Raw genomic sequence first — 23,215 nt, forward strand, 5'->3', positions numbered from 1 at the left:
CCCCGCACGACCCGGCCCTGCACGACCTCACCCCGCACGACTCGGCCCTGCACGACCCCACCCCGCACGACCCGGCCCCGCCCGACCCCCCCCCCCCCCCCCCCCCCCCCCCCCCCCCCCCCCCCCCCGACCCCCCCCCCCCCCCCCCCCCCCCCCCCCCCCCCCCCCCCCCCCCCCCCCCCGCGGGGGGGCGGGCCCCCCCCCCCCCCCCCCCCCCACGGCGATGTTTCACGTGGAACATCCGAACAGCGGCGGTCGCGGGGCCCGGTAAACACCTTGATTTACGCAAGCTGCCTGCGATGACGTTTGCAACGCCCCACGTGCGCAAGTACCGCACAGACTCCCTTGACGGACCGCACACCCCTGATTACGCGACCGTATTCATGCCAGCTCACACAGGGCCCGCACACACGGGCACACCATCCCCACACCGCGCCGGCCGCCGACGCGACGCCTTCGCGGACTTCACTCGGCGCATCCGTTTGCGCAAACAACTGCAACGAAGATCCGCCCTTTGCGTGACACACGTCACCGCGCGGGCACAGACAAACACCGGCCGGACGCCACTGAGGGCGACCGGCCGGTGCGGGATGTGGAGCCTAGGGGAGTCGAACCCCTGACATCTGCCATGCAAAGACAGCGCTCTACCAACTGAGCTAAGGCCCCGCTAGGGAAGCGTCCGACCGGCAGAACCACGCGCCGGTGGGCTTCGGGGACCAGCGTACCGGGTCCTCCCCGGTATCTCGCAAAAAGATGGGGCTCCCGGTGAACGACCACTCTCCGTAAGATGCTCGTCGTGGTTCGCTAGAGCGAACCGCGGTTTTGGGGAAGCGATGGGGAGACGCAATGGACGCCGCACAGCAGGAAGCCACCGCCAGAGCGCGGGAGCTGCAGCGGAATTGGTACGGGGAGCCTTTGGGGGCGCTCTTCCGTAAGCTCATCGACGATCTTGGGCTCAACCAGGCTCGTCTCGCGGGGGTGTTGGGACTGTCCGCGCCGATGTTGTCCCAGCTGATGAGCGGTCAGCGGGCGAAGATCGGCAATCCGGCGGTGGTCCAGCGGGTGCAGTTGCTGCAGGACCTGGCGGGGCAGGTCGCGGACGGCAGTGTGAGCGCGGCCGAGGCGACCGACCGCATGGACGAGATCAAGAAGTCCCAGGGGGGCTCGGTGCTGAGCAACACCACGACCACGACGAGCAGTTCGGGAGCGCCCACGGTCAAGCGGGTGGTCCGCGAGATCCAGTCGCTGCTGCGCTCGGTGGCCGCCGCGGGCGACATCATCGACGCGGCGGACACCCTCGCCCCGTCCCATCCCGAACTGGCGGAGTTCCTCCGGGTGTACGGCGCCGGCCGCACCTCCGACGCGGTCGCGCACTACCAGTCCCACCAGAGCTGAGCCCCACGGCCCGGCCGCCGACGGGGGGTTCGCCGGCCGGGCACGCTTCCGGCGAGGGGCACGAGGGGGTCGTGTCACTCACCGGAAGCACGTGCGGAACAGCCGCGGGGAAGTGCCACAAGGAAGTACGGCCAGGGGGAGTCGTATCGCTCGTCTCGGGGGAAGCAACGGGGGTAACCGAAGGGGGAGGAGCGACGCACAGCCATGGGTGAGGTCTTCGCCGGCCGGTACGAACTGGTCGACCCGATCGGGCGCGGAGGTGTCGGCGCGGTCTGGCGCGCCTGGGACCACCGCCGTCGCCGCTATGTCGCCGCCAAGGTCCTGCAGCAGAGCGACGCGCACTCCCTGCTGCGCTTCGTCCGGGAACAGGCGCTGCGGATCGACCACCCCCATGTGCTCGCCCCGGCCAGCTGGGCCGCCGACGACGACAAGGTCCTGTTCACCATGGACCTGGTGACGGGCGGCTCCCTCGTCCACCTCATAGGGGACTACGGCCCCCTGCCCCCCGCGTTCGTCTGCACGCTGCTCGACCAGCTCCTCTCCGGTCTCGCCGCGGTGCACGCGGAGGGTGTCGTGCACCGTGACATCAAGCCCGCGAACCTGCTCCTCGAAGCCACCGGCACGGCCCGTCCCCGCCTGCGCCTGTCCGACTTCGGCATCGCGATGCGGCTCGGCGAGGCGCGCCTGACGGAGACCAACCTCGTGGTGGGGACGCCGGGTTACCTCGCGCCCGAGCAGATGATGGGCGCCGAACCGGACTTCCCCGCCGACCTGTTCGCCGTAGGACTGGTGGCGCTGTATCTGCTGGAGGGGGCCAAGCCGGATTCCAAGGCGCTCGTGCAGTACTTCGCGGAGCACGGGACGCCGGCGGCGCCCAAGGGGATCCCGGAGCCGCTGTGGCAGGTCGTGGCGACGCTGCTGCAGCCGGATCCGCAGGCGCGCTTCCGGACCGCCACGGGGGCGCGCAAGGCGCTTGCGGCGGCTGCGGAGCTGCTGCCCGAGCCGGGCCCCGACGACGAGTTGATCGAGATCTTCGACCAAGTGGGGCCGCTGCCTTCGGGGTTCGCGCCCGAGGGCCCGCTGGAGCGGGCCTCCGGGGTGGACACCGGATCGACGACGGCTCGTGTGCCGACCGAGCCCGAGCACGCCCCGGACACCGGTGCGAGCGGCGAAGGCATCGACTCGGCCTGGCCCGGCACGGACTCCGTGCCCGTGGATCCACGGCAGGGGATCGTCTCCCGGCCGACCCCGGCCGCGCCTCCGCCACCGTCCCCCATGTCGGACACCGGAAGCTTCCACCTGCCGCCCCCGCAGCCGCACCGGACGGACCGGGCACACCGGCCCGCGTACTCCTCCCCGGACGACGTCACGCGCGTCCTGGCCTCCCCCCAGCCTCCGACTGCCGCGTACACCACGCAGGTTCCGCCCTCCGCGCCGCCGGTCGCACAGCACCGCGCCAGGCGCGCCAAGCGCCGTCCCGGGCCGCCCGCGAGGGTGGCGGTACCGGTCCTGCTGCTCGCGCTGGCCTGCTACGCCGTGGGGTTCTGGGCGCTGACCCGCATCTGACCCGGCTGCGACGGGATCGCTACGACGCGGCAGCCGTCGAAGCGCGTCGCCGGGCCGTCACCGTCCACACGCCTAGCGTCGCCAGCAGCACGCTGCCCCCGCCGATGCCGGCCACCGCGAGCACCTTCATCGCGGTGCCGCCTCCCCCGCCGGTCCCCGTCACGGCCGCCTCGCGGTCCTGTGCGGTCACCTCGAAGACGTTCCGGGGTTCGGACCGCGCCGCGTACCCGGGACCGCCGTGCGCCGAGCCCTCGACGCGCACGCGCAGCGTCACCGGGAACGGCCCCCGGCCGAAGCTGTCGGCCACCTGCGCGGCGAGGTGTACGACGAGGTAGTACGACCCGGCGAAGCGCATCCCGCTCTCGTGGTCGACGACGGAGTAGCGGTTGCGGTACTCGACGGGCGGCAGCGGGTCGAGCGCGGTCGACTCCTGACTGCCCTGGTAACCGAGGCCGGCCTCGTCGACGGAGCCGCGCACGGGGTTGTAGAGCGCCAGGTCCAGCGCATCGGTCGCATAGCCGCTGCCGCCGCTCGTGGCGCCCAGTTCGGCGGTGACGGACAGCTGCTGGCCCCAGTCGACCGGCACCTTGTAGAAGAGGCTCCCGCCGGGCTCGACGTCGTCCTCCCACACCCCCTGTCCTACGGCGACCGCCCCGGCGAACCCCGAGCCGCCCGCACGGCGCCGGGCCTCCCCCGTGACGGCCTCGGGCGACGCGGAGTTCCAGTCCTGGGGCGCGCTCGTCGTGTCGACACGCGCCAACGGGGCTTCGGAGACCGCGGTGAGTTCCAGACCCCAGGTGTCCGGCGAGGAACCCGACGCGTCGACCCGCTCGACGAGCACGTAGTACTTGCCGGCCCCGTTGCACAGGGCCTTGCCCGCCTCCCGTACGGCCCAGGCGGCCACGGGGTGGGGACTCCGGCCCCCGCCGAAGGTGGCGCTCCGGTACGTGCAGCCGGTGCCCGCGGCGTTCCGCAGCGACACCTTGATGCCGTCGGTGGCGGCGACCGTGGTGCCCGCCGGAGGCACGGCGGTGACGGAGACGTAGACGTCCGACACGGCGTCGAGATCGAGGCCGTAGTAGAGGGCGGCGCCCTTCCGCAGGGAACTCCGGTACGTCCCACCGGGATCCAGACGTACCGCATGAGCGGTGTCGCTCGCTCCGTCGACGACCCGGTCGCCCTTGTCGTAGCCGTAGGCGCTCGGTGACCCGGCCGCGGAGGCGGGGTGGCCCGTCAGGGCGGCCGTCGCGCACAGGACGGCGACGACGGCACCGACACGTCGTACGGCCTCGGCGACGGGCGTACGGCCGCCCTGTGCCCGCGTCCGCCACCACGCCGTACGCCGCCCCATCACGCGCCACCCCTCGTCGTTGCTCCGGACGTGGCCCATCCTGCCCCGCACGCGCGCGTGGCATCCGGGCAATCCGTACGAGCGTCCGAAATTCCGGGGTCGTCGGGCCGTACCCGCACCGCGGCGAGGGCGCAACACAAAGCCCCGACCGCTACGGCGGCCGGGGCGTGCTCAGAACTGGATCTCGGTACTCACGAACCCGTGGGCACGGAGTCGGTCGCCTCCGTCCACAGGTCCTGCTCGGCGCGATCCGCCTGGATCTGGCGGTACACGAGGAGCCCGCCGATGGCGGCCAGTGCGACCAGGAGAAGCTTCTTCACCGCGCGACCTCGTCTTTCCTTGACGTAGGGGACCTCTGTCGCCCGACTATACACACCGACCGAGACCGATCGGTGACCTGCGTCCGAGGCCAACTCCCGCCCGGGACAGCGCAGTAGATGCGGACTCAGCCGCTCCGATCGGAGGGTGATCACACCTCCACGGACGGTCACTTCACCCCCGCTTCACCCTTCTTCGGCCGTTTTCTGGCTACTTGCACCCATCCGAGTGGTGTTCATCAGAACATCGACGCGCCATGGGCGTCGGTCCACCACTTCGCGAGCCCCATACACATCATGAGGAAAGTACGCAAATCGCCCAACCTGAAAGTGAGGGGCCATGACCCAGATCAAGGTCATGAAGCTGTGGAACGCCTTCGTCACCGCCTTCCTCGCGCTGTGCACGGCGCTCGGACTCATCACGATCACCGCGACGGCCGCCACCGCGGCGACACCGTCCGCGACGACGAGCACCAGCACCGCCGCGCAGGTGACGACACCGGCGATCTCCCCCTGGTCCTTCACCAGGTCACTGCCCCCCACGATGAAGCAACGCATCCGCGCCGAGGCCCACGGCAAGTCCCCCAGCTGCCGCCACCGGCCCCCGACGGACACGGACGAGGCCACGGAGGCCGTCGACCCGGCGGAGCCGGACCACGCCGAGCCGGGGACACCTCTCCAGCGCTGACGCTCCCCCTCACCCACTTCCACTTCCTTGACGCCCCGACCTCTCTGACACAGCGGCGAACTTGCGTACAACGCTCCAGAGAAGACCCCGGAGACCCCCGGCCCGTCGTGGCCGAGGGTCTCCTCGCCTGCCCGCGCGGCGTCATTCCGCGGGCCCACCGCCCGGCCCGTCCGTGCGGACCAGCATTCCGGGACAGTCCGCATCGACCTCACCCGTGTAGTGGTTCACCCAGAAGTCCCGGCGCGTGCGCGGCAGCGGTATCTCCACGAGCCTGCCGTCGTGCATCATCCACAGGCCGAAGCAGTCGTCCTCCTCGTCGTGGATCAGCACCTGAACGGTGTGCGGCGACGGCCAGGGCAGCGACTCCAGGTGTCCCAGCAGCCCGACCCATCGGCTCCGCCGCACGAACTCGATGGCCCAGCCGCCGAACATGCCCTGCCCGATATCGACGAACCGGCCCGTCCACGCACGGCTGTCGTCCCGCTCGGTCAGCGGCTTCATGATGTCTTCCGCGTCCCTGGCCAACACGATGACCTCGGCGATTCTGCTCATGGGCGAGTATCACCGGAAACGCCGAAGACCCCCAACCACATTTGAGTTGGGGGTCTTGGTGCTGGTGGGGCTAACAGGATTTGAACCTGTGGCCTCATCCTTATCAGGGATGCGCTCTAACCAACTGAGCTATAGCCCCGCCGCGCTCTGCGGAGTGTGTCCCGCGCGCTGACTCCTGAAGATTAGCGCACGACATGGGCAGTCCCAAAATCGATAGTCACAGGACCGCCCAGGGAGGTTTCAACCTCCGTTCACCCGACTCTCACTCGTCCTCGGCGAGCGTCAGCTCGATGCCGCCGACGAAGCCGGCGGAGAGGTTGTAGATGAACGCGGCGAGCGTCGCGAGCGCCGTGGCGAGGATCACGTCGATGACCGCGATGATCCCCGAGAACGTCAGGACGTGCGGGAGGGACAGGAAGGACTGGAGGTCGAAGCCGTTCGACTCGTTCGAGCCGGTCGCCTCCGAGATCGTGCCGCCGACGGTCGAGAAGACCCCCATCGCGTCCATGACCATCCACAGCACCGCGGACGCCACGACCGTGCAGATGCCCAGCGCGATGGAGAGCAGGAAGCTGACCTTCATCACCGACCACGGGTCGGCCTTGGCCACCCGCAGCCGCGCCTTGCGGGTGCGCGGCGCGGTGCGCGCACCGGTGCGCGGACGCCGTACGGCACCGCTCTGGGCGGCGGCGGGCGCCTGCGTGGGGTACGCCTGCGGCGGGTGGTACGGCCCCGCCGCCTGCTGCGGCTGGCGCTCCCCCGGCAACGGGGAACCCGGCGGCGGCGCGACCGGCTGGGCCGGCTGCTGGCCCTGGGCCGGAGCCTTGGCGCCGGGTGCGGCCGGGCCCGCCCCAGCAGACTGCTGCTGGGTCTGCGGACCTCGGGTGTCCGTCACAGTTCCCCCCTGGGATCCATGCGTGTCGGGCGAGTGCGCGTCCGTCTTCTTGACGTCGATCGCACGCAGTTGGGTCGTGTGCGGATCTGTCGCGTTCGCGGCGGAGCCACGGCCGCCGCCGTCCGTGTCCGTACCGGTCGATCCGGCGCCCGTGGCTCCGCTCACGATGACTCTCTCCTCGTGCTACTCGACCGAGGGTGCGTCACCCTCGTCCGTGCCGGTGGTCGCGGCACCCTCGGTGGTCTCGTCGACGGCTTCGTCGCCGGCGACTTCCTCCGCCTCGGATCCCGCCTCGGCGTTACGAGCGATACCGACGACGGCATCGCGCTTGCCCAGGTTGATCAGTTGGACGCCCATGGTGTCACGGCCCGTCTCCCTGACCTCGTTGACTCGCGTACGAATCACACCGCCGGACAGCGTGATGGCGAGGATCTCGTCCGTCTCCTCGACCACCAGCGCGCCGACGAGAGAACCGCGGTCCTCGACGATCTTGGCGGCCTTGATACCCAGGCCACCGCGACCCTGGACGCGGTACTCGTCGACGGCGGTGCGCTTCGCGTACCCGCCGTCTGTGGCAGTGAACACGAACGTACCGGGTCGAACAACATTCATCGAGAGAAGCTGGTCGCCCTCGCGGAAACTCATGCCCTTGACACCGGAGGTCGCACGCCCCATGGGGCGCAGTGCGTCGTCCGTCGCCGTGAACCTGATCGACTGTGCCTTCTTGCTGATCAGCAGCAGATCGTCCTCGGACGAGACGAGTTCGGCGCCGATCAGTTCGTCGTCGGAACCGTCCTCCGTCTCACGGAGGTTGATCGCGATGACACCGCCGGAGCGGGGCGAATCGTAATCCTTCAGAGGCGTCTTCTTCACCAAGCCTCCCTTGGTGGCAAGGACCAGGTAGGGCGCCGCTTCGTAGTCGCGGATCGCGAGGATCTCGGCGATCGCCTCGTCCGGCTGGAAGGCGAGGAGGTTCGCGACGTGCTGCCCGCGCGCGTCCCGGCCGGCGTCGGGGAGTTCGTACGCCTTCGCGCGGTAGACGCGGCCCTTGTTGGTGAAGAACAGCAGCCAGTGGTGGGTGGTCGACACGAAGAAGTGGTCGACGATGTCGTCTTCCTTGAGCTTCGTGCCGCGTACGCCCTTGCCGCCGCGCTTCTGGGAGCGGTAGTCGTCCGCCTTGGTGCGCTTGACGTAGCCGCCGCGCGAGATGGTGACGACGATGTCCTCTTCGGCGATGAGGTCCTCGATGGACATGTCACCGTCGAAGGGCACCAGCATCGTCTTGCGGTCGTCGCCGAACTTCTCGACGATCGCGGCGAGTTCCTCGCTGACGATGCCGCGCTGGCGCACCGGGGAGGCCAGGATCGCGTTGTACTCGGCGATCTTCGCCTGGAGTTCGTCGTGCTCCTGGATGATCTTCTGGCGCTCCAGGGCGGCCAGTCGGCGGAGCTGCATCTCCAGGATGGCGTTCGCCTGGATCTCGTCGATCTCCAGGAGGCCCATCAGGCCCGTGCGCGCGATGTCCACGGTGTCGCTGCGCCGGATCAGCGCGATGACCTCGTCGATGGCGTCCAGGGCCTTCAGGAGGCCGCGCAGGATGTGCGCCCGCTCCTCGGCCTTGCGCAGCCGGAACTTCGTACGACGGACGATGACCTCGATCTGGTGCGCCACCCAGTGCCGGATGAACGCGTCCAGGGAGAGGGTCCGCGGCACACCGTCGACCAGGGCCAGCATGTTGGCGCTGAAGTTCGACTGAAGGTCCGTGTGCTTGTAGAGGTTGTTCAGTACGACCTTGGCGACCGCGTCCCTCTTGAGGACGATGACGAGGCGCTGGCCGGTACGGGACGACGTCTCGTCGCGGACGTCCGCGATGCCGCCGACCTTGCCGTCCTTCACCAGGTCGGCGATCTTCTGCGCGAGGTTGTCGGGGTTGGTCTGGTAGGGGAGTTCGGTGACCACCAGGCACTGGCGGTTCTGGATCTCCTCGACCTCGACGACCGCGCGCATGGTGATCGAGCCGCGCCCGGTGCGGTAGGCCTCCTCGATGCCCTTGCGGCCGACGACGAGCGCGCCGGTCGGGAAGTCGGGGCCCTTGATGCGCTCGATCAGCGCGTCGAGCAGCTCCTCGTGGGAGGCCTCGGGGTTCTCCAGGCACCACTGGGCGCCCGCCGCGACCTCACGGAGGTTGTGCGGCGGGATGTTGGTGGCCATGCCGACCGCGATGCCCGCCGAGCCGTTGATCAGCAGGTTCGGGAAGCGGGCCGGCAGGACGGTCGGCTCCTGGGAGCGGCCGTCGTAGTTGTCCGTGAAGTCGACGGTCTCCTCGTCGATGTCACGGACCATCTCCATGGACAGCGGCGCCAGCTTGCACTCGGTGTAGCGCATGGCGGCGGCGGGGTCGTTGCCCGGGGAGCCGAAGTTGCCGTTGGAGTCCACCAGCGGCATCCGCATCGACCACGGCTGCGCGAGGCGGACCAGCGCGTCGTAGATCGAGGAGTCGCCGTGCGGGTGGTAGTTGCCCATGACGTCGCCGACGACGCGGGCGCACTTGTAGAAGCCCTTCTCGGGCCGGTAGCCGCCGTCGTACATGGCGTACAGGACGCGGCGGTGGACGGGCTTGAGGCCGTCGCGGACGTCGGGCAGGGCGCGCGACACGATGACGGACATCGCGTAGTCGAGGTACGAGCGCTGCATCTCCGTCTCGAGCCCGACGGGCTCGACGCGCTGCGCGATGACGCCCTCTTCAGGCGTACCGGAAGTGTTCTCGTCGGTCATTGCTGGTGGGGATCCTTCCTGGTGCGGTCAGCTGAGACCGACTCAGATGTCGAGGAAGCGGACGTCCTTGGCGTTGCGCTGGATGAACTGGCGGCGCGCCTCGACGTCCTCGCCCATGAGAACCGAGAACAGGTCGTCGGCCTGCGCGGCGTCGTCCAGGGTGACCTGGCCGAGGACGCGGTGCTCCTGGTCCATCGTGGTGATGCGCAGCTCCTCGGCGTTCATCTCACCGAGGCCCTTGAAGCGCTGGATCGAGTCTTCCTTGATGCGCTTGCCGTTCTGCCGGCCCAGCTCGATCAGCGCGTCGCGCTCGCGGTCCGAGTACGCGTACTCGAAGTCGTCACGGCCCCACTTGATCTTGTAGAGCGGGGGACGCGACAGGAACACGTGTCCGGCCTCGACCAGTGGCCGCATGAAGCGGAACAGGAAGGTCAGCAGCAGGGTGCTGATGTGCTGTCCGTCGACGTCGGCGTCCGCCATCAGGATGATCTTGTGATAGCGCAGCCTGGCGATGTCGAAGTCCTCGTGGACTCCGGTACCGAAGGCGGAGATCAGTGCCTGGATCTCCTGGTTCTGCAGGATCTTGTCGATCCTGGCCTTCTCGACGTTGAGGATCTTGCCCCGGATCGGGAGGATCGCCTGGTACTGCGGGTTCCGGCCGGACTTGGCCGAGCCGCCGGCGGAGTCACCCTCGACGATGAAGATCTCGCACTTGGTGGGGTCGTTCGACTGGCAGTCGGACAGCTTGCCCGGCAGGGACGCCGTCTCCAGGAGGCCCTTGCGACGGGTGAGGTCACGGGCCTTGCGGGCCGCCACGCGCGCGGTGGCCGCCTGGATGCCCTTGCGGATGATGTCCGAGGCCTCGTTCGGGTTGCGGTCCAGCCAGTCGTTGAGGTGCTCGTAGACCGCCTTCTGTACGAAGGTCTTCGCCTCGGTGTTGCCGAGCTTGGTCTTCGTCTGGCCCTCGAACTGCGGCTCGGCCAGCTTGACCGAGATGATCGCGGTGAGACCCTCGCGGATGTCGTCGCCCGTGAGGTTGTCGTCCTTCTCGCGGAGCAGCTTCTTGTCGCGCGCGTACTTGTTGATCAGCGAGGTCAGCGCGGCCCGGAAGCCCTCTTCGTGCGTACCGCCCTCATGCGTGTGGATGATGTTGGCGAAGGAGTACACACCCTCGGTGTAACCACTGTTCCACTGCATCGCGACCTCGAGGGACAGGCTCTTGTCCTTGTCCTCCGCCTCCAGGTCGATGACGGTCGGGTGCACCACGTCCCCCTTGCGGGAGTTGAGGTACGTCACGTAGTCGACGATGCCGCCCTCGTAGTGGTACGTGACGGTCTTGACCTCGTCCTTCTCGTCCGCACCCGCCTCGTCGGCACCGGCCGTGGCCTTCGCCAGCTCGCGCTCGTCAGTGAGTTTGATCGTCAAACCCTTGTTGAGGAACGCCATCTCCTGGAAGCGCCGCGAGAGCGTCTCGAAGGAGTACTCGGTGGTCTCGAAGATGTCCGGGTCGGCCCAGAAGGTGACCGAGGTTCCGGTCTCGGTCGTGGCCTCGTGCTGCGCGAGCGGGGCCGTGGGGACGCCCAGCTTGTAGTCCTGCGTCCAGCGGTGGCCGTCGGTCCTGACCTCGACGGCGACCTTGCTGGACAGCGCGTTCACGACGGAGACGCCCACGCCGTGCAGACCGCCGGAGACCGCGTAGCCGCCGCCCCCGAACTTGCCGCCCGCGTGCAGCACGGTCAGTACGACCTCGACGGCGGGCTTGCCCTCGGACGGGACGATGCCCACCGGGATGCCGCGGCCGTTGTCGATGACGCGTACGCCGCCGTCGTGGAGGATCGTGACGTCGATCGTGTCCGCGTGGCCGGCCAGCGCCTCGTCGACGGAGTTGTCGACGACCTCCTGCACAAGGTGGTGCAGGCCGCGCTCGCCGGTCGAGCCGATGTACATACCGGGTCGCTTGCGGACCGCGTCCAGACCCTCGAGGACGGTGATGGCGCTGGCGTCGTACGAGGCGGTGACCTCGCCGTTCGAGGCGTGGGCCCCGCCGGTGGCGCCGGCGTCGGTGGACGGGATGTTCTCGTTGGGGTTGCCGGAATCGGCCACGAAGCGCCCTTTCTGGCACAGCACAAGCCAGGCTCAGGCTGGTGGCCGGAGCGGCTGCGGCGTGTTGCGTTGGTAAGCCTTAGTCAGCGTTGCTCGGTGTGTGTCCCACAAGTGGGGCGGGATTGCTTCCAGTCTACCGGTAGCGCCGACATGGATGGGGGTTTGCCGGTACCTGAGTCCTCATGTGCCGCCCTGAACCGGTCTCTCCCGACTCCCCATATGCGGAACGGGGCTCAAAGAGGCTCACGGAGGCACTCAGCGCTTCCGGGTGTCAACCCTTTGCTACTCAAGGGTCAGGTCGGTATTCGCAACCGCGTCCGTTCACCCGCCGGAGCCCGCGCTGTGATGTCAGTCACCCATAGGTGTCGCCGGGACCCGTGCTGCCGGGAGCCCGCAGAGGGCCGTAGCGCCGGGGCGGTCCGCCGGGGTTGAGCACCTTGATCATCCGTACGGTGCCGTGTCCCAGGTCCTCGTTCAGCCGGGCCACCAGCGTGGGCGTGAGATGCCGCAGCTGGGTCGCCCACGCCGTGGAGTCGCACTGCACGACCAGGACCCGCTCGTCCTCGTCGTACCGCTCCGGAACACAGTGCTTGGCCAGGTTCTCGCCGACGATCTGCGGCCAGCGGCCCATCACACCGCCCACCGCGGCCGGCGTCTCCCAGCCGCGTTCGGTGAGCAGCCGGTTGATGGCAGCACCGAGGGCCATCGGGTCGCGGCCGTCGGCGCGCGCGCCGGAGCGCAGTCCGCCGCGCCGCGCCTGCTTCTTCTGCTGCGCCGCGTCCCCACGCGCGCGTGCCTGTTCCTTCGCGGCGCGCAACGCCACGCGCGCGAGGTCGACGCCGGAGGGCTCGGCGGCCTTCGGGGGCGCGGGTTCCTCGGCTGCAGGGGGCTTGGGGAGCCGGGCGGGCTCGTCCGTGCTCATACGCGCTCCACCGCCCCCTCCGCCACGCTGTACCGCGTCCCCGCCAGTACGTGCGGCACGTCGTCGTCGACCGCGGCCGTCACCAGCACCTGCTCGCCGGGCGCCACCAGCTCGGCCAGCCGCTCCCGGCGCCGCGTGTCCAGCTCCGCGAACACGTCGTCGAGCACGAGCACCGGCTCATTGCCCTCGGCCCGGAGCAGGTCGTACGACGCGAGGCGCAACGCCAGCGCGTACGACCAGGACTCCCCGTGCGAGGCATACCCCTTGGCGGGCATCTGACCGAGTTTGAGGACCACGTCGTCCCGATGGGGTCCTACGAGGGTGACGCCCCGCTCGATCTCCTGCTTGCGCGCCTCCGCGATCGCCGCCATCAACTGCTCGTAGAGGTCCTCACGCGTGTGTGCCTCACCGGGTGCCGACGGCTTGTACTCCAGGGCCACCGGGCCGCCACTGGGCGCCAGTTGCTCGTACGCCTTGTCCGCGAGGGGCTGCAGCGCGGCGATCAGATCGAGCCGCTGGGCGAGCAACTCGGCCCCCACGCGCGCGAGATGCTGATCCCACACGTCGAGCGTGGACAGGTCCATGGAGCGTCCACCGTGCCGCCGCGCCAACGCTGCCGACTTCAACAGGGTGTTGCGCTGCTTGAGCACCCGCTCGTAGTCGGAACGAACCCCGGCCATACGCGGAGAGCGCGCGGTGATCAACTCGTCCAGAAAACGCCGCCGCTCCCCGGGATCGCCCTTCACCAAGGCGAGATCCTCGGGCGCGAACAGCACGGTCCGCACGATGCCCAGCACGTCACGGGGTCTGACCTGCGAGGACCGGTTGATGCGGGCGCGGTTGGCGCGGCCGGGGTTCAGCTCCAGCTCGACCAGCTGCTGCCGCTCGCCCTGCCTGACCTGGGCCCGGATGATTGCCCGGTCGGCGCCCACACGGACCAGCGGAGCGTCCGAGGAGACACGGTGGCTGCCCAGGGTGGCGAGATAGCCGATCGCCTCGACGAGGTTGGTCTTGCCCTGCCCGTTGGGGCCCACGAACGCGGTGACGCCGGGGTCGAGCGGGACGTCGACCCCGGCGTACGAGCGGAAGTCGGCCAGCGACAGATGCGTGACGTGCATGGTCGTTCACCGACCTCCCCCAGGTTGTGGATCCACGGACCGCGGCCTATGGATCTGTGGATTACTTCATCTCTGTGGATTACTTCGTCTCGACCGCGTGGCCGCCGAACTGGTTGCGCAGCGCCGCGATCATCTTCATCTGCGGAGAGTCCTCCTGGCGCGACGCGAACCGCGCGAGGAGGGAGGCCGTGATCGCGGGCAGCGGCACGGCGTTGTCGATGGCCGCCTCCACGGTCCAGCGGCCCTCGCCGGAGTCCTCCGCGTAGCCCTTGAGCTTGTCGAGGTGCTCGTCGCCGTCCAGGGCGTTGACGGCCAGGTCGAGCAGCCAGGAACGGATGACCGTGCCCTCCTGCCAGGAGCGGAAGACCTCGCGGACATCCGTCACCGAGTCGACCTTCTCCAGCAGCTCCCAGCCCTCGGCATAGGCCTGCATCATCGCGTACTCGATGCCGTTGTGGACCATCTTGGAGAAGTGCCCGGCGCCGACCTTGCCGGCGTGCACCGCGCCGAAGTCGCCCTCGGGCTTCAGCGCGTCGAACACGGGCCGCACCTTGGCGATGTTCTCGGGGTCGCCGCCGTACATCAGGGCATAGCCGTTCTGAAGGCCCCAGACGCCGCCTGAGACGCCGCAGTCGACGAAGCCGATGCCCTTGGCCGCCAGCTCCTCGGCGTGCTTCTCGTCGTCCGTCCAGCGGGAGTTGCCGCCGTCCACGACGACGTCGCCGGGCTCCAGGAGCTCGGCCAGCTCGTCGACGGTCGCCTGGGTGGGGGCACCGGCCGGGACCATCACCCAGACGACCCGCGGGCCCTTGAGTCTGCCCACAAGCTCGCCCAGGCTGTGGACATCGGCGAGGTCCGGGTTGCGGTCGTATCCGATGACGGTGTGGCCTGCGCGGCGGATGCGCTCGCGCATGTTGCCGCCCATCTTGCCGAGGCCGACGAGACCGAGCTCCATCAGTTGTTCCTTAGGGTGCGACGTGGCATGAGGGCACTTGCGTACCTGTGTCCGAGCCTAGACCCGGACACTCATGCACACCTGTGGGCATACGCGCTCAGACGTATGCCCCGACCTGCGGTGTTCTCGTCGTTGACAGGATCAGCCGCTGAGGCGAACCGGCATACTGCGACCATGTGGGGGATAACCCCCACACCCCCAGCAGTCGTCCAGTCCGAGCGGACTCACATTTCTCAGCCGCTCAGTCGCACCGGCATGATCAGGTACTTGTAGGCCTCGTCCGCCTCGGCGTCCAGGGCGGGCTTGCCGCTGAGCAGCGCGGGCTTCGTGGACGTCGTGAACGCGAGCTGGGCCACCGGGGAGTCGATCGCGCTCAGGCCGTCCAGCAGGAAGGTCGGGTTGAAGGCGATCGACACGTCGTCGCCCTCCAGCTGTGCGTCGACGCGCTCCACAGCCTGTGCGTCGTCGCTGGAACCGGCCTCCAGGATCAGCACGCCCTGCTCGAAGCTCAGCCGCACCGGCGTGTTGCGCTCGGCGACCAGGGCCACGCGCTTGACGGCCTCCACGAAGGGGGCGGTCTCGATCACGGCGATGGAGTTGAACTCCGTCGGGAACAGCGAGCGGTACTTCGGGAGGTCGCCCTCCAGGAGACGCGTCGTCGTACGGCGACCGGCGCCCTCGAAGCCGATGAGGCCCTCGCCCGCGCCCGAGCCGGACAGCGCCAGGATCACGCTGTCGCCGCTCGTGAGGGCCTTGGCGGTGTCCAGGAGCGTCTTGGCAGGCACCAGGGCGACGGCGGACGCCTCCGGGTTCTCCGGCTTCCACAGGAACTCACGGACCGCGAAGCGGTAGCGGTCGGTGGACGCCAGCGTCACCGTGTCGCCCTCGATCTCGATGCGCACACCGGTGAGGACGGGCAGCGTGTCGTCGCGGCCGGCGGCGATGGCCACCTGGGCGGCGGCCGAGGCGAACACCTCACCGGGGACGGTGCCGGTCGCGCCCGGCATCTGCGGCAGCGCCGGGTACTCCTCCACAGGCAGTGTGTGGAGAGTGAACCGGGAGGACCCGCAGACCACCGTCGCCCGTACACCGTCTGTGGAGATCTCCACCGGCCGGTTCGGGAGAGCACGGCAGATGTCGGCCAGGAGTCGGCCGGAGACGAGGACCGTGCCCTCCTCCTCGACCTCCGCGTCGACCGACACACGCGCGGAGACCTCGTAGTCGAAGCTGGACAGGCTCAGCTGCCCCTCCTCGGACTTCAGCAGGAGGCCGGCGAGGACCGGCGCCGGCGGACGGGCCGGGAGGCTGCGTGCCGCCCAGGCCACGGCCTCCGCGAGTACGTCGCGTTCCACCCGGATCTTCACTGTTGCCGCCTCCTGCTGTTGCCGGCGCTTCTTGGCCTGCCTGGCTTCGTCGTCTGTCTCGGTGTCGTCGGTCCCTGTGAGGGGAAGGACATCGGGGAACAGTCTGACGCACGGCACTGACAGTAGGTGCCTCTCGGGGTCAAGTCGTGATGAGCCGCTGTCGGGCGACGAAGCGCGAGTTGTGCACAGGCCCCGCTTCGAAACGGTTTCCCAGCTCTCTCTAGTTGCTAGTAGTAGTAGGGGCTGTGGATACCGTGGATAACCGCGTTTTCGCAGCTCAGGCCGGGAATTTTGTCCACCGACCCTGTGGGCGACGGCGGTGGACAACCTCGGGTTTCTGTGGAGAACAGAAAGTTCTGCACACCCCATGCACAGCCGAGGGCCACTTCTCCCCAGCGCCGTCCCCAGCTTTACCCACCTTTCCCACAGCCCAACCCGGCACCTTCGTGTGACGCCTTTCACTCGACACGGTGAGGTGGCGCGTTGCGTTGCCGAACAGTGGACAGCGATGTGGAGAAGCTGGTGATCGCTGGGGACAACTGCCCCCAGCCTGTGGGTTGCCGGTGGACAACTTCGTCCCCAGCCTGTGGATCACGGTTTTGTCCACAGCCTGTGGAGATCTTTCGTCCACGAATCCACAACCACTTGACCTGGACTGATGGTCTCTCACCCCCAGTGCCTGTGGACACGATCTGGACAACTTCACAGTCCCCAGGATGTGGACGGAAGAAAGTCGCCGAATCTGTGGAGGGCGGCCGTAACTTGGCAGGTATTCGAACAGCGGGCGGCGGACGCGGGGGTGCGGAGGGGCGGCGAACCTCGTCCGGAGAGGCGCGGATCGGCCCCGGAAGGGCCTTGGGAGTGCCTCTGAAGGGCCTAGGACCGCTTCAGAACGGCTTCAGAACGGCTCCCGAGCGGCTGCCGGGTGGCTCCTGCGCGGCGCCGGCTTGGCTCAAGGACAGCTGCGAATCGGCTGGGGATCGCCCCCGAACGACTGCCGGATCCTTCGGGACGCCTTCCCCGGCGCCCGCCGAAGCGCCTTCTCGGCCCCCCTCCTGACGCTGCCCCGATCGATCCCTGCTGCTGTCCCGGTCCACTCCCGGCGCCGCCCCGCCCGCCTCCCGGGCATGCCGAAGGGCGCCTCGGGAGACCTCGATCCCCGGGGCGCCCTTCGGCGTCGTAACGCTGCTGTCGGTGTCGTAACTCTGCGGCTGCTAGCCGTTCTTGATGCGGTTGGTCAGCTCGGTGACCTGGTTGTAGATCGATCGCCGCTCGGCCATCAACGCGCGGATCTTCCGGTCGGCGTGCATGACCGTGGTGTGGTCGCGGCCACCGAACTGCGCGCCGATCTTCGGCAGGGAGAGGTCGGTCAGCTCGCGGCACACGTACATGGCGATCTGCCGGGCCGTGACCAGTTGTCGGCCGCGCGAACTGCCGCACAGGTCCTCGACCGTGATGCCGAAGTAGTCGGCGGTCGCACCCATGATCGCCGTCGCGGTGATCTCCGGTGTCGAGTCCTCGCCGCCCGGGATGAGGTCCTTGAGGACGATCTCGGTGAGACCGAGGTCCACCGGCTGCCGGTTGAGCGACGCGAACGCCGTCACCCGGATCAGCGCCCCCTCCAGCTCGCGGATGTTGCGCGAGATGCGGGAGGCGATGAACTCCAGTACCTCCGGCGGGGCGTTGAGCTGCTCCTGCACCGCCTTCTTACGAAGGATGGCGATTCGCGTCTCCAGCTCGGGCGGCTGGACGTCGGTGATCAGGCCCCACTCGAAACGGTTCCGCAGCCGGTCCTCCAGCGTGACCAGCTGCTTCGGCGGCCGGTCGCTGGAGAGCACGATCTGCTTGTTCGCGTTGTGGAGCGTGTTGAACGTGTGGAAGAACTCCTCCTGCGTCGACTCCTTGTCCGCGAGGAACTGGATGTCGTCGACAAGAAGGATGTCCATCTCGCGGTACCGCTTGCGGAAGCTGTCGCCCTTGCCGTCGCGGATCGAGTTGATGAACTCGTTGGTGAACTCCTCCGAGCTCACGTACCGCACGCGCGTGCCGGGGTACAGGCTCCGCGCGTAGTGCCCGATCGCGTGCAGCAGGTGCGTCTTGCCGAGCCCCGACTCCCCGTAGATGAAAAGGGGGTTGTACGCCTTCGCGGGCGCCTCGGCGACGGCGACCGCAGCCGCGTGCGCGAACCGGTTGGACGCGCCGATGACGAACGTGTCGAAGAGGTACTTCGGGTTCAGGCGCGCGGTCGGCTCGCCAGGACCGGCCGCCGGCGCGGGCTTCGAGCCCAGCGGTCCGGGCGACCCCGGACCACCGCGGTGCACATGGCCGGAGTTGGAGTGCGAGTCGGACAGATCGCGTCGCGCGTCGCGCTGGTTGTACTGCTCGCGGGACTTCTCGTACTCGGCCCGCGACTGCTCGTACTCCGCGCGCTGCTGCTCGTACGACGGACGCTCCATCGACTGCGGGCGGTACTCCTGCGCCGGCGGTGCGTACGGGTCCTGCTGCGGCTGGTACGAGTCCTGGGGCGGCCCGTACTTGTCCTTCGCCGGTGCCCCGTACTGGTCCTGGGACGGCGATCCGTACTGGTCCTGCGACGGCGACGCGTAAGGGTCGCGGTCCGGGAAGCCGAGCCGCTGCTGCTGCCATCCGTAGTCGTCCTGGGACGGCCGCGGCCAGGCGCCCGGCTCGGGGCGCTGGTACTCCGACGGATAGGCGGGACGCGCGGTCGGCAGCTGGTCGCCGGGGCCGCCCGGGAGCGGCTCGGCGCGATGACGGCCGTAGCCCCCCTCGTAGGGGTCGCGGCTCTGCTCGGGTTCTTCGTAGCGGCGCTGGGGCTGGGCGGGGGGTGCCGGCGGGCCGGGGGGCTCGCCGGCGGAGTCGTCGACGGTGATCGCGATACGGATCGGCCGGCCGCACTCGCGGCTCAGCGTCTCGCTGACGATCGGGGCGAGGCGGCCTTCGAGCACGCCCTTCGCAAATTCGTTCGGTACGGCGAGCAGGGCGGTGTCGGCGACGAGTGCCAGGGGTTGGCAGCGCCGGATCCAGTGCTCGTCCTTGGTTTCGACACCCTGCCCACGCCCCTCACCGAGAAGTTGCTCCAGCACTCGTGGCCACACTGCGGCAAGATCGGCAGGTACGTCAGCCACAGGGCACGCTCTCTCACGGGTCCCACGAACGTGTGGTTCGCGGACGGGACGGGATGTAAATCGGGTGGGACGCTCGGGAAAAAGGTGTGGGGGCGGGGGACAAAGGAACGAATCGGAGTCCAGCCACGGTAGTCAGGGCGACGGGTGCGGTTCAAGTTGTTGTCCCCAGCCTGTGGATAGTGTCTCGCTGTGACCGCTGGTTTGACCGGATGGCGTAGCCCCGCGTACCGTGACCAGGTCGAGTTGTCGATGGCTGCTGCCGCCTGCCTCCGATGGGCACAGATCGCTTCGAGGTGATCGGGAAGCGGTGCACTCGGGCGTAACTGCGAGCTACTCGTGGGCGCACGGTGACAGCCAGGACGGCACCCGCCACCACCGATTTATTTCTGGAGCCCCCTCGTGAGCAAGCGCACCTTCCAGCCGAACAACCGTCGTCGTGCCAAGACCCACGGCTTCCGCCTGCGGATGCGTACCCGTGCCGGTCGCGCGATTCTCGCGAACCGTCGTGGCAAGGGTCGCGCCAGCCTGTCCGCCTGATCCCGATCAGGTCATGACGTCGTGCTGCCTACCGAGCATCGGCTGAGGCGGCGCGAAGACTTCGCGACCGCGGTACGACGGGGTCGCCGGGCCGGCCGCCCGCTTCTCGTCGTCCACTTTCGTAGCGGTGCCACGGACCCGCACGCGCCAGGGGAGAGCGCTCCCCCGACGCGTGCGGGTTTCGTCGTCAGCAAGGCAGTGGGCGGCGCCGTGGTGCGCAACAAGGTGAAGCGCAGACTTCGCCATCTGATGCGCGAGCGAGTCGCCCTGTTTCCCCCCGGTAGCCTGGTAGTCGTACGAGCGCTGCCCGGAGCGGGCGACGCCGACCATGCACAGCTGGCCCAAGACCTGGATGCCGCCGTTCAGCGGCTGCTGGGAGGGGGCGCGCGATGAAGTACCCGCTACTGGCGCTGATCAAGCTGTACCAGTGGACGATCAGCCCTTTGCTGGGGCCTGTGTGCAAGTACTACCCGTCGTGCTCCCACTACGGCTACACGGCCATAGACCGGCACGGCGCGATCAAGGGCACCGCGCTCACGGCCTGGCGCATCCTGCGCTGCAATCCGTGGTCGCTGGGGGGTGTGGACCATGTCCCACCGCGCAAGCGTCCGCGGTGGCACGAGATGTTGCGGGGCGCATGGCGCGCCCGCAAGGGCGGGACCTCCGCCGCCGAAACGGCCACTGAAGGGCTGAGTCCTTCGAGCCCGGCCGCAGAGACACCGTCCCATGCCCAAGGAGCATGATTAGTGGACACGATTGCCAGTCTTTTCAGCTTCATCACGACACCCGTTTCCTGGGTCATCGTCCAGTTCCACTCGGTGTACGGGAAGGTTTTCGGTCCCGACACGGGCTGGGCCTGGGGCCTGTCCATCGTGTCCCTGGTGATCCTGATCCGCATCTGTCTGATCCCGCTCTTCGTGAAGCAGATCAAGGCGACCCGGGCCATGCAGACCCTGCAGCCCGAGATGAAGAAGATCCAGGAACGCTACAAGAACGACAAGCAGCGTCAGTCCGAAGAGATGATGAAGCTGTACAAGGAGTCGGGTACCAACCCGCTCTCCTCGTGCCTTCCCATCCTGGCGCAGTCCCCGTTCTTCTTCGCCCTCTACCACGTACTCAATGGCATCGCGTCGAACAAGACCATCGGCGTGATCAACGAGTCCCTGCTTGCCAGTGCCCAGAAGGCGCACATCTTCGGTGCCCCGCTGGCCGCGAAGTTCACGGACGGCAGCAGCAAGGTCGCGGCCCTCGGCGCCACGCTGACCGACGTCCGGGTCGTCACCGCGATCATGATCGTGATGATGTCGGCGTCGCAGTTCTACACGCAGCGCCAGCTGATGACGAAGAACGTCGACACCACGGTGAAGACCCCGTTCATGCAGCAGCAGAAGATGCTGATGTACGTCTTCCCGGTCATGTTCGCCATCTTCGGCATCAACTTCCCCGTCGGTGTCCTCGTCTACTGGCTGACCACCAACGTGTGGACCATGGGTCAGCAGATGTACGTCATCCACAACAACCCGACCCCGGGTTCCAAGGCTCAGGCCGCTTACCTGGAGCGCCTGACCAAGCACGTCACGCACCACGAGAAGACCCGCAGCCGGGGCGAGAAGGCCATCGTCAAGGCGATCGTCTCCAAGGGCCGTGACCGCAACGAGTTCGAGCGCAAGTTCATCAACAGCCTTACGAAGGTGGGCCTCGTGGCCCAGCCGGACGGCACCGTGGTGAAGGGCGAGAGCACGGCTGTGGAGTCCGAGGACGGTACGCCGACCCCGGCCGTCCCCAGGCGTCAGCAGCCCAAGCGGCAGACCAAGGCCCAGCGCCAGTCCGCCGCCGCGAAGGCCGCCGACGACAATGCCGAGAACGCGGCCGACGATACGGACGAGCCGAAGACCTCGCTGAGCAAGTCGGACGAGCCCGAGGACGCCAAGCCCGCCACCGCCGCGAAGAAGCCCGCCCCGAAGCCTGCCGGCGGCACCCGCAGCAAGGCCCAGTCCGGACAGCGCAAGGGTCCGCAGCGGCCCAAGTCCCCGTCCAAGAAGTAAGAAGGAGTCCATCCCGTGACGGAAGGCACCACCTCCGCCGCTGCCGAGGGTGCAGACACCCTGTCCCGCCTGGAGCAGGAGGGCGAGATCGCGGCGGACTATCTCGAGGGTCTGCTGGACATCGCCGATCTCGACGGCGACATCGACATGGATGTCGAGGCCGACCGCGCCGCTGTCTCGATCATCAGCGACAGCAGTGGCCGCGATCTCCAGAAGCTCGTCGGCCGCGACGGTGAGGTGCTGGAGGCACTTCAGGAGCTCACCCGCCTGGCCGTGCACCGGGAGACCGGGGACCGCAGCCGGCTGATGCTGGACATCGCCGGGTACCGTGCCAAGAAGCGCACCGAGCTCTCAGAGCTGGGCGCCAAGGCCGCGGCCGACGTCAAGAACACCGGCGAGCCGGTGAAGCTGAACCCGATGACCCCGTTCGAGCGCAAGGTCGTGCACGACGCCGTCAAGGCCGCGGGACTGCGCAGCGAGTCGGAGGGCGAGGAGCCGCAGCGCTTCGTCGTCGTGCTTCCCGCCTGATCGGTCCCTACGGTTCCACCGGCCCCGTCTGTTGAGCAGACGGGGCCGAACTTTGTCAGCCTGATAGTCCTGTAGTTCTGGTGGTCCTGGTGATCAGCGCCCAATGCGCTTTTGCGGTACGGAAGGACGGTTCCCCGTGACGGAGGCAGCGGAGCTTCCCCCCGCGCCCGAGCAGGCGCGCGAGGTGTTCGGCGATCGCTTCGATGACGCGGTGCGATACGCGGAGCTGCTCGCCGACGCGGGTGTGCAGCGTGGTCTCATCGGCCCAAGGGAGGTGCCCCGCCTGTGGGAACGGCACCTGCTGAACTGCGCGGTCCTCTCGGAGGTCGTGCCGGACGGAGTGACGGTGTGCGATGTCGGCTCCGGCGCCGGCCTCCCCGGCATTCCCTTGGCCCTGGTCCGTGAGGACATCAAGATCACCCTGCTCGAACCGCTGCTCCGCCGTACGAACTTCCTCAACGAGGTCGTCGAACTCCTGGGCCTCGACCATGTCACCGTCGTACGGGGGCGCGCCGAGGAGGTCATGGGCAAGCTGCAGCCGGTCCATGTGGTGACGGCGCGGGCCGTGGCTCCGCTGGAGCGGCTGGCCACCTGGGGCATCCCGCTGCTCCGCCCGTACGGCGAGATGCTGGCGCTCAAGGGGGATACGGCCGAGGAGGAGCTCAAGAGTGCGGCGTCCGTGCTCAGCAAGCTCGGAGCGGTGGAGACGTCCATCCTTCAGGTCGGCGAAGGCATCGTGGATCCGCTGTCCACGGTCGTTCGTGTCGAGGTCGGAGAGAGCCCCGGAGGGGTGCGCTTCGCGGCGAAGCGGGCCAAGGCGGCTCGCACGGGGCGTACCCGTCGGCGTCGTTGAGGATGCCTCAGTGCTTGAGGCGGGTCGGTCTCAGCACATGAGGTGTGTCGCTGATCCGTCCTGACGACGAAACTTACTCCACACAAGCTGCCAAACCTACGCATG

The 23,215-nt window shown here is 68.6% G+C and carries 20 protein-coding genes and 2 tRNA genes; 9 read left to right on the forward strand and 13 right to left on the reverse strand.

Annotated features, from left to right (window positions below; translation table 11 throughout):
* Positions 1 to 593 precede the first annotated feature (593 nt).
* Positions 594 to 666, reverse strand: a tRNA-Ala gene (locus tag ACIQBL_RS35920).
* Positions 667 to 846: 180 nt separating this feature from the next.
* Between ACIQBL_RS35920 and ACIQBL_RS35925 the strand changes: the two genes are divergently transcribed.
* Together ACIQBL_RS35925 and ACIQBL_RS35930 are read left to right on the forward strand one after the other, a co-directional pair.
* Positions 847 to 1,395: a helix-turn-helix domain-containing protein gene (locus ACIQBL_RS35925; RefSeq protein WP_401949644.1), complete on the forward strand. Its 549-nt coding sequence runs from the start codon at positions 847 to 849 to the stop codon at positions 1,393 to 1,395.
* Between the two features lie 204 nt (positions 1,396 to 1,599).
* Entirely contained in the window at positions 1,600 to 2,961 is a 1,362-nt protein-coding gene (locus ACIQBL_RS35930; RefSeq protein ID WP_401949647.1) for a protein kinase, read from the forward strand.
* A gap of 19 nt (positions 2,962 to 2,980) precedes the next feature.
* Here the strand turns inward: ACIQBL_RS35930 and ACIQBL_RS35935 are convergent, their stop codons facing one another.
* Together ACIQBL_RS35935 and ACIQBL_RS35940 are read right to left on the reverse strand one after the other, a co-directional pair.
* Positions 2,981 to 4,312, reverse strand: coding sequence for a hypothetical protein (locus ACIQBL_RS35935; protein WP_401949650.1), 1,332 nt, complete (start codon positions 4,310 to 4,312; stop codon positions 2,981 to 2,983).
* Between the two features lie 191 nt (positions 4,313 to 4,503).
* A complete protein-coding gene (locus tag ACIQBL_RS35940) occupies positions 4,504 to 4,632 on the reverse strand; it encodes a DLW-39 family protein (protein ID WP_003999697.1) in 129 nt (42 codons plus the stop codon).
* Between the two features lie 337 nt (positions 4,633 to 4,969).
* Here ACIQBL_RS35940 and ACIQBL_RS35945 point away from each other — a divergent pair, with 337 nt between their 5' ends.
* Entirely contained in the window at positions 4,970 to 5,317 is a 348-nt protein-coding gene (locus ACIQBL_RS35945; protein WP_401949653.1) for a DUF6344 domain-containing protein, read from the forward strand.
* A 141-nt stretch (positions 5,318 to 5,458) separates the two neighbouring features.
* Here ACIQBL_RS35945 and ACIQBL_RS35950 read toward each other — a convergent pair whose 3' ends face one another.
* The 10 genes from ACIQBL_RS35950 to dnaA all read right to left on the reverse strand — a co-directional run bounded on the left by ACIQBL_RS35950 (position 5,459) and on the right by dnaA (position 19,147).
* Positions 5,459 to 5,869, reverse strand: coding sequence for a hypothetical protein (locus ACIQBL_RS35950; protein ID WP_401949656.1), 411 nt, complete (start codon positions 5,867 to 5,869; stop codon positions 5,459 to 5,461).
* Between the two features lie 62 nt (positions 5,870 to 5,931).
* Positions 5,932 to 6,008: transfer RNA gene (locus ACIQBL_RS35955), tRNA-Ile, on the reverse strand.
* A gap of 123 nt (positions 6,009 to 6,131) precedes the next feature.
* The gene (locus ACIQBL_RS35960) at positions 6,132 to 6,929 is read right to left on the reverse strand and encodes a DUF3566 domain-containing protein (protein WP_401949659.1); all 798 of its coding nucleotides are present in this window, start codon (positions 6,927 to 6,929) and stop codon (positions 6,132 to 6,134) included.
* A gap of 18 nt (positions 6,930 to 6,947) precedes the next feature.
* Entirely contained in the window at positions 6,948 to 9,539 is a 2,592-nt protein-coding gene (gene gyrA, locus ACIQBL_RS35965) for a DNA gyrase subunit A (protein ID WP_401949662.1), read from the reverse strand.
* A gap of 42 nt (positions 9,540 to 9,581) precedes the next feature.
* Complete coding sequence (gyrB, locus tag ACIQBL_RS35970) at positions 9,582 to 11,642, reverse strand: DNA topoisomerase (ATP-hydrolyzing) subunit B (RefSeq protein ID WP_401949665.1); 2,061 nt, start codon at positions 11,640 to 11,642, stop codon at positions 9,582 to 9,584.
* A 352-nt stretch (positions 11,643 to 11,994) separates the two neighbouring features.
* Positions 11,995 to 12,564, reverse strand: coding sequence for a DUF721 domain-containing protein (locus ACIQBL_RS35975; protein ID WP_401949668.1), 570 nt, complete (start codon positions 12,562 to 12,564; stop codon positions 11,995 to 11,997).
* Positions 12,561 to 13,682, reverse strand: coding sequence for a DNA replication/repair protein RecF (gene recF / locus ACIQBL_RS35980; protein ID WP_401949671.1), 1,122 nt, complete (start codon positions 13,680 to 13,682; stop codon positions 12,561 to 12,563). Before recF ends, ACIQBL_RS35975 begins: the two co-directional genes overlap by 4 nt.
* Before the next feature lie 79 nt (positions 13,683 to 13,761).
* Positions 13,762 to 14,637 (reverse strand): phosphogluconate dehydrogenase (NAD(+)-dependent, decarboxylating), encoded by an 876-nt coding sequence (gnd, locus tag ACIQBL_RS35985; RefSeq protein ID WP_401949674.1) that lies wholly within the window; start codon positions 14,635 to 14,637, stop codon positions 13,762 to 13,764.
* A 233-nt stretch (positions 14,638 to 14,870) separates the two neighbouring features.
* Entirely contained in the window at positions 14,871 to 16,001 is a 1,131-nt protein-coding gene (dnaN, locus tag ACIQBL_RS35990; RefSeq protein ID WP_401950377.1) for a DNA polymerase III subunit beta, read from the reverse strand.
* A 1,214-nt stretch (positions 16,002 to 17,215) separates the two neighbouring features.
* Positions 17,216 to 19,147, reverse strand: a complete 1,932-nt coding sequence (gene dnaA / locus ACIQBL_RS35995) for a chromosomal replication initiator protein DnaA (RefSeq protein WP_401949677.1) — start codon at positions 19,145 to 19,147, stop codon at positions 17,216 to 17,218.
* Positions 19,148 to 19,546: 399 nt separating this feature from the next.
* Between dnaA and rpmH the strand changes: the two genes are divergently transcribed.
* From rpmH to rsmG, 6 genes are all read left to right on the forward strand, one after another.
* Entirely contained in the window at positions 19,547 to 19,684 is a 138-nt protein-coding gene (gene rpmH, locus ACIQBL_RS36000) for a 50S ribosomal protein L34 (protein WP_006381191.1), read from the forward strand.
* Between the two features lie 21 nt (positions 19,685 to 19,705).
* The gene (rnpA, locus tag ACIQBL_RS36005) at positions 19,706 to 20,077 is read left to right on the forward strand and encodes a ribonuclease P protein component (protein ID WP_078532680.1); all 372 of its coding nucleotides are present in this window, start codon (positions 19,706 to 19,708) and stop codon (positions 20,075 to 20,077) included.
* On the forward strand, positions 20,074 to 20,427 hold the full coding sequence (gene yidD, locus ACIQBL_RS36010) for a membrane protein insertion efficiency factor YidD (RefSeq protein ID WP_033285733.1): 354 nt from the start codon (positions 20,074 to 20,076) through the stop codon (positions 20,425 to 20,427). Before rnpA ends, yidD begins: the two co-directional genes overlap by 4 nt.
* A gap of 3 nt (positions 20,428 to 20,430) precedes the next feature.
* Entirely contained in the window at positions 20,431 to 21,729 is a 1,299-nt protein-coding gene (gene yidC / locus ACIQBL_RS36015; RefSeq protein ID WP_401949682.1) for a membrane protein insertase YidC, read from the forward strand.
* Between the two features lie 15 nt (positions 21,730 to 21,744).
* Positions 21,745 to 22,257: a R3H domain-containing nucleic acid-binding protein gene (locus ACIQBL_RS36020; protein ID WP_019055151.1), complete on the forward strand. Its 513-nt coding sequence runs from the start codon at positions 21,745 to 21,747 to the stop codon at positions 22,255 to 22,257.
* 136 nt (positions 22,258 to 22,393) lie between these two features.
* Positions 22,394 to 23,110: a 16S rRNA (guanine(527)-N(7))-methyltransferase RsmG gene (gene rsmG, locus ACIQBL_RS36025; protein WP_401949686.1), complete on the forward strand. Its 717-nt coding sequence runs from the start codon at positions 22,394 to 22,396 to the stop codon at positions 23,108 to 23,110.
* The last annotated feature ends 105 nt before the right edge of the window (positions 23,111 to 23,215 follow it).

The organism is Streptomyces sp. NPDC088350 (assembly GCF_044753545.1).
Lineage (GTDB): Bacteria > Actinomycetota > Actinomycetes > Streptomycetales > Streptomycetaceae > Streptomyces.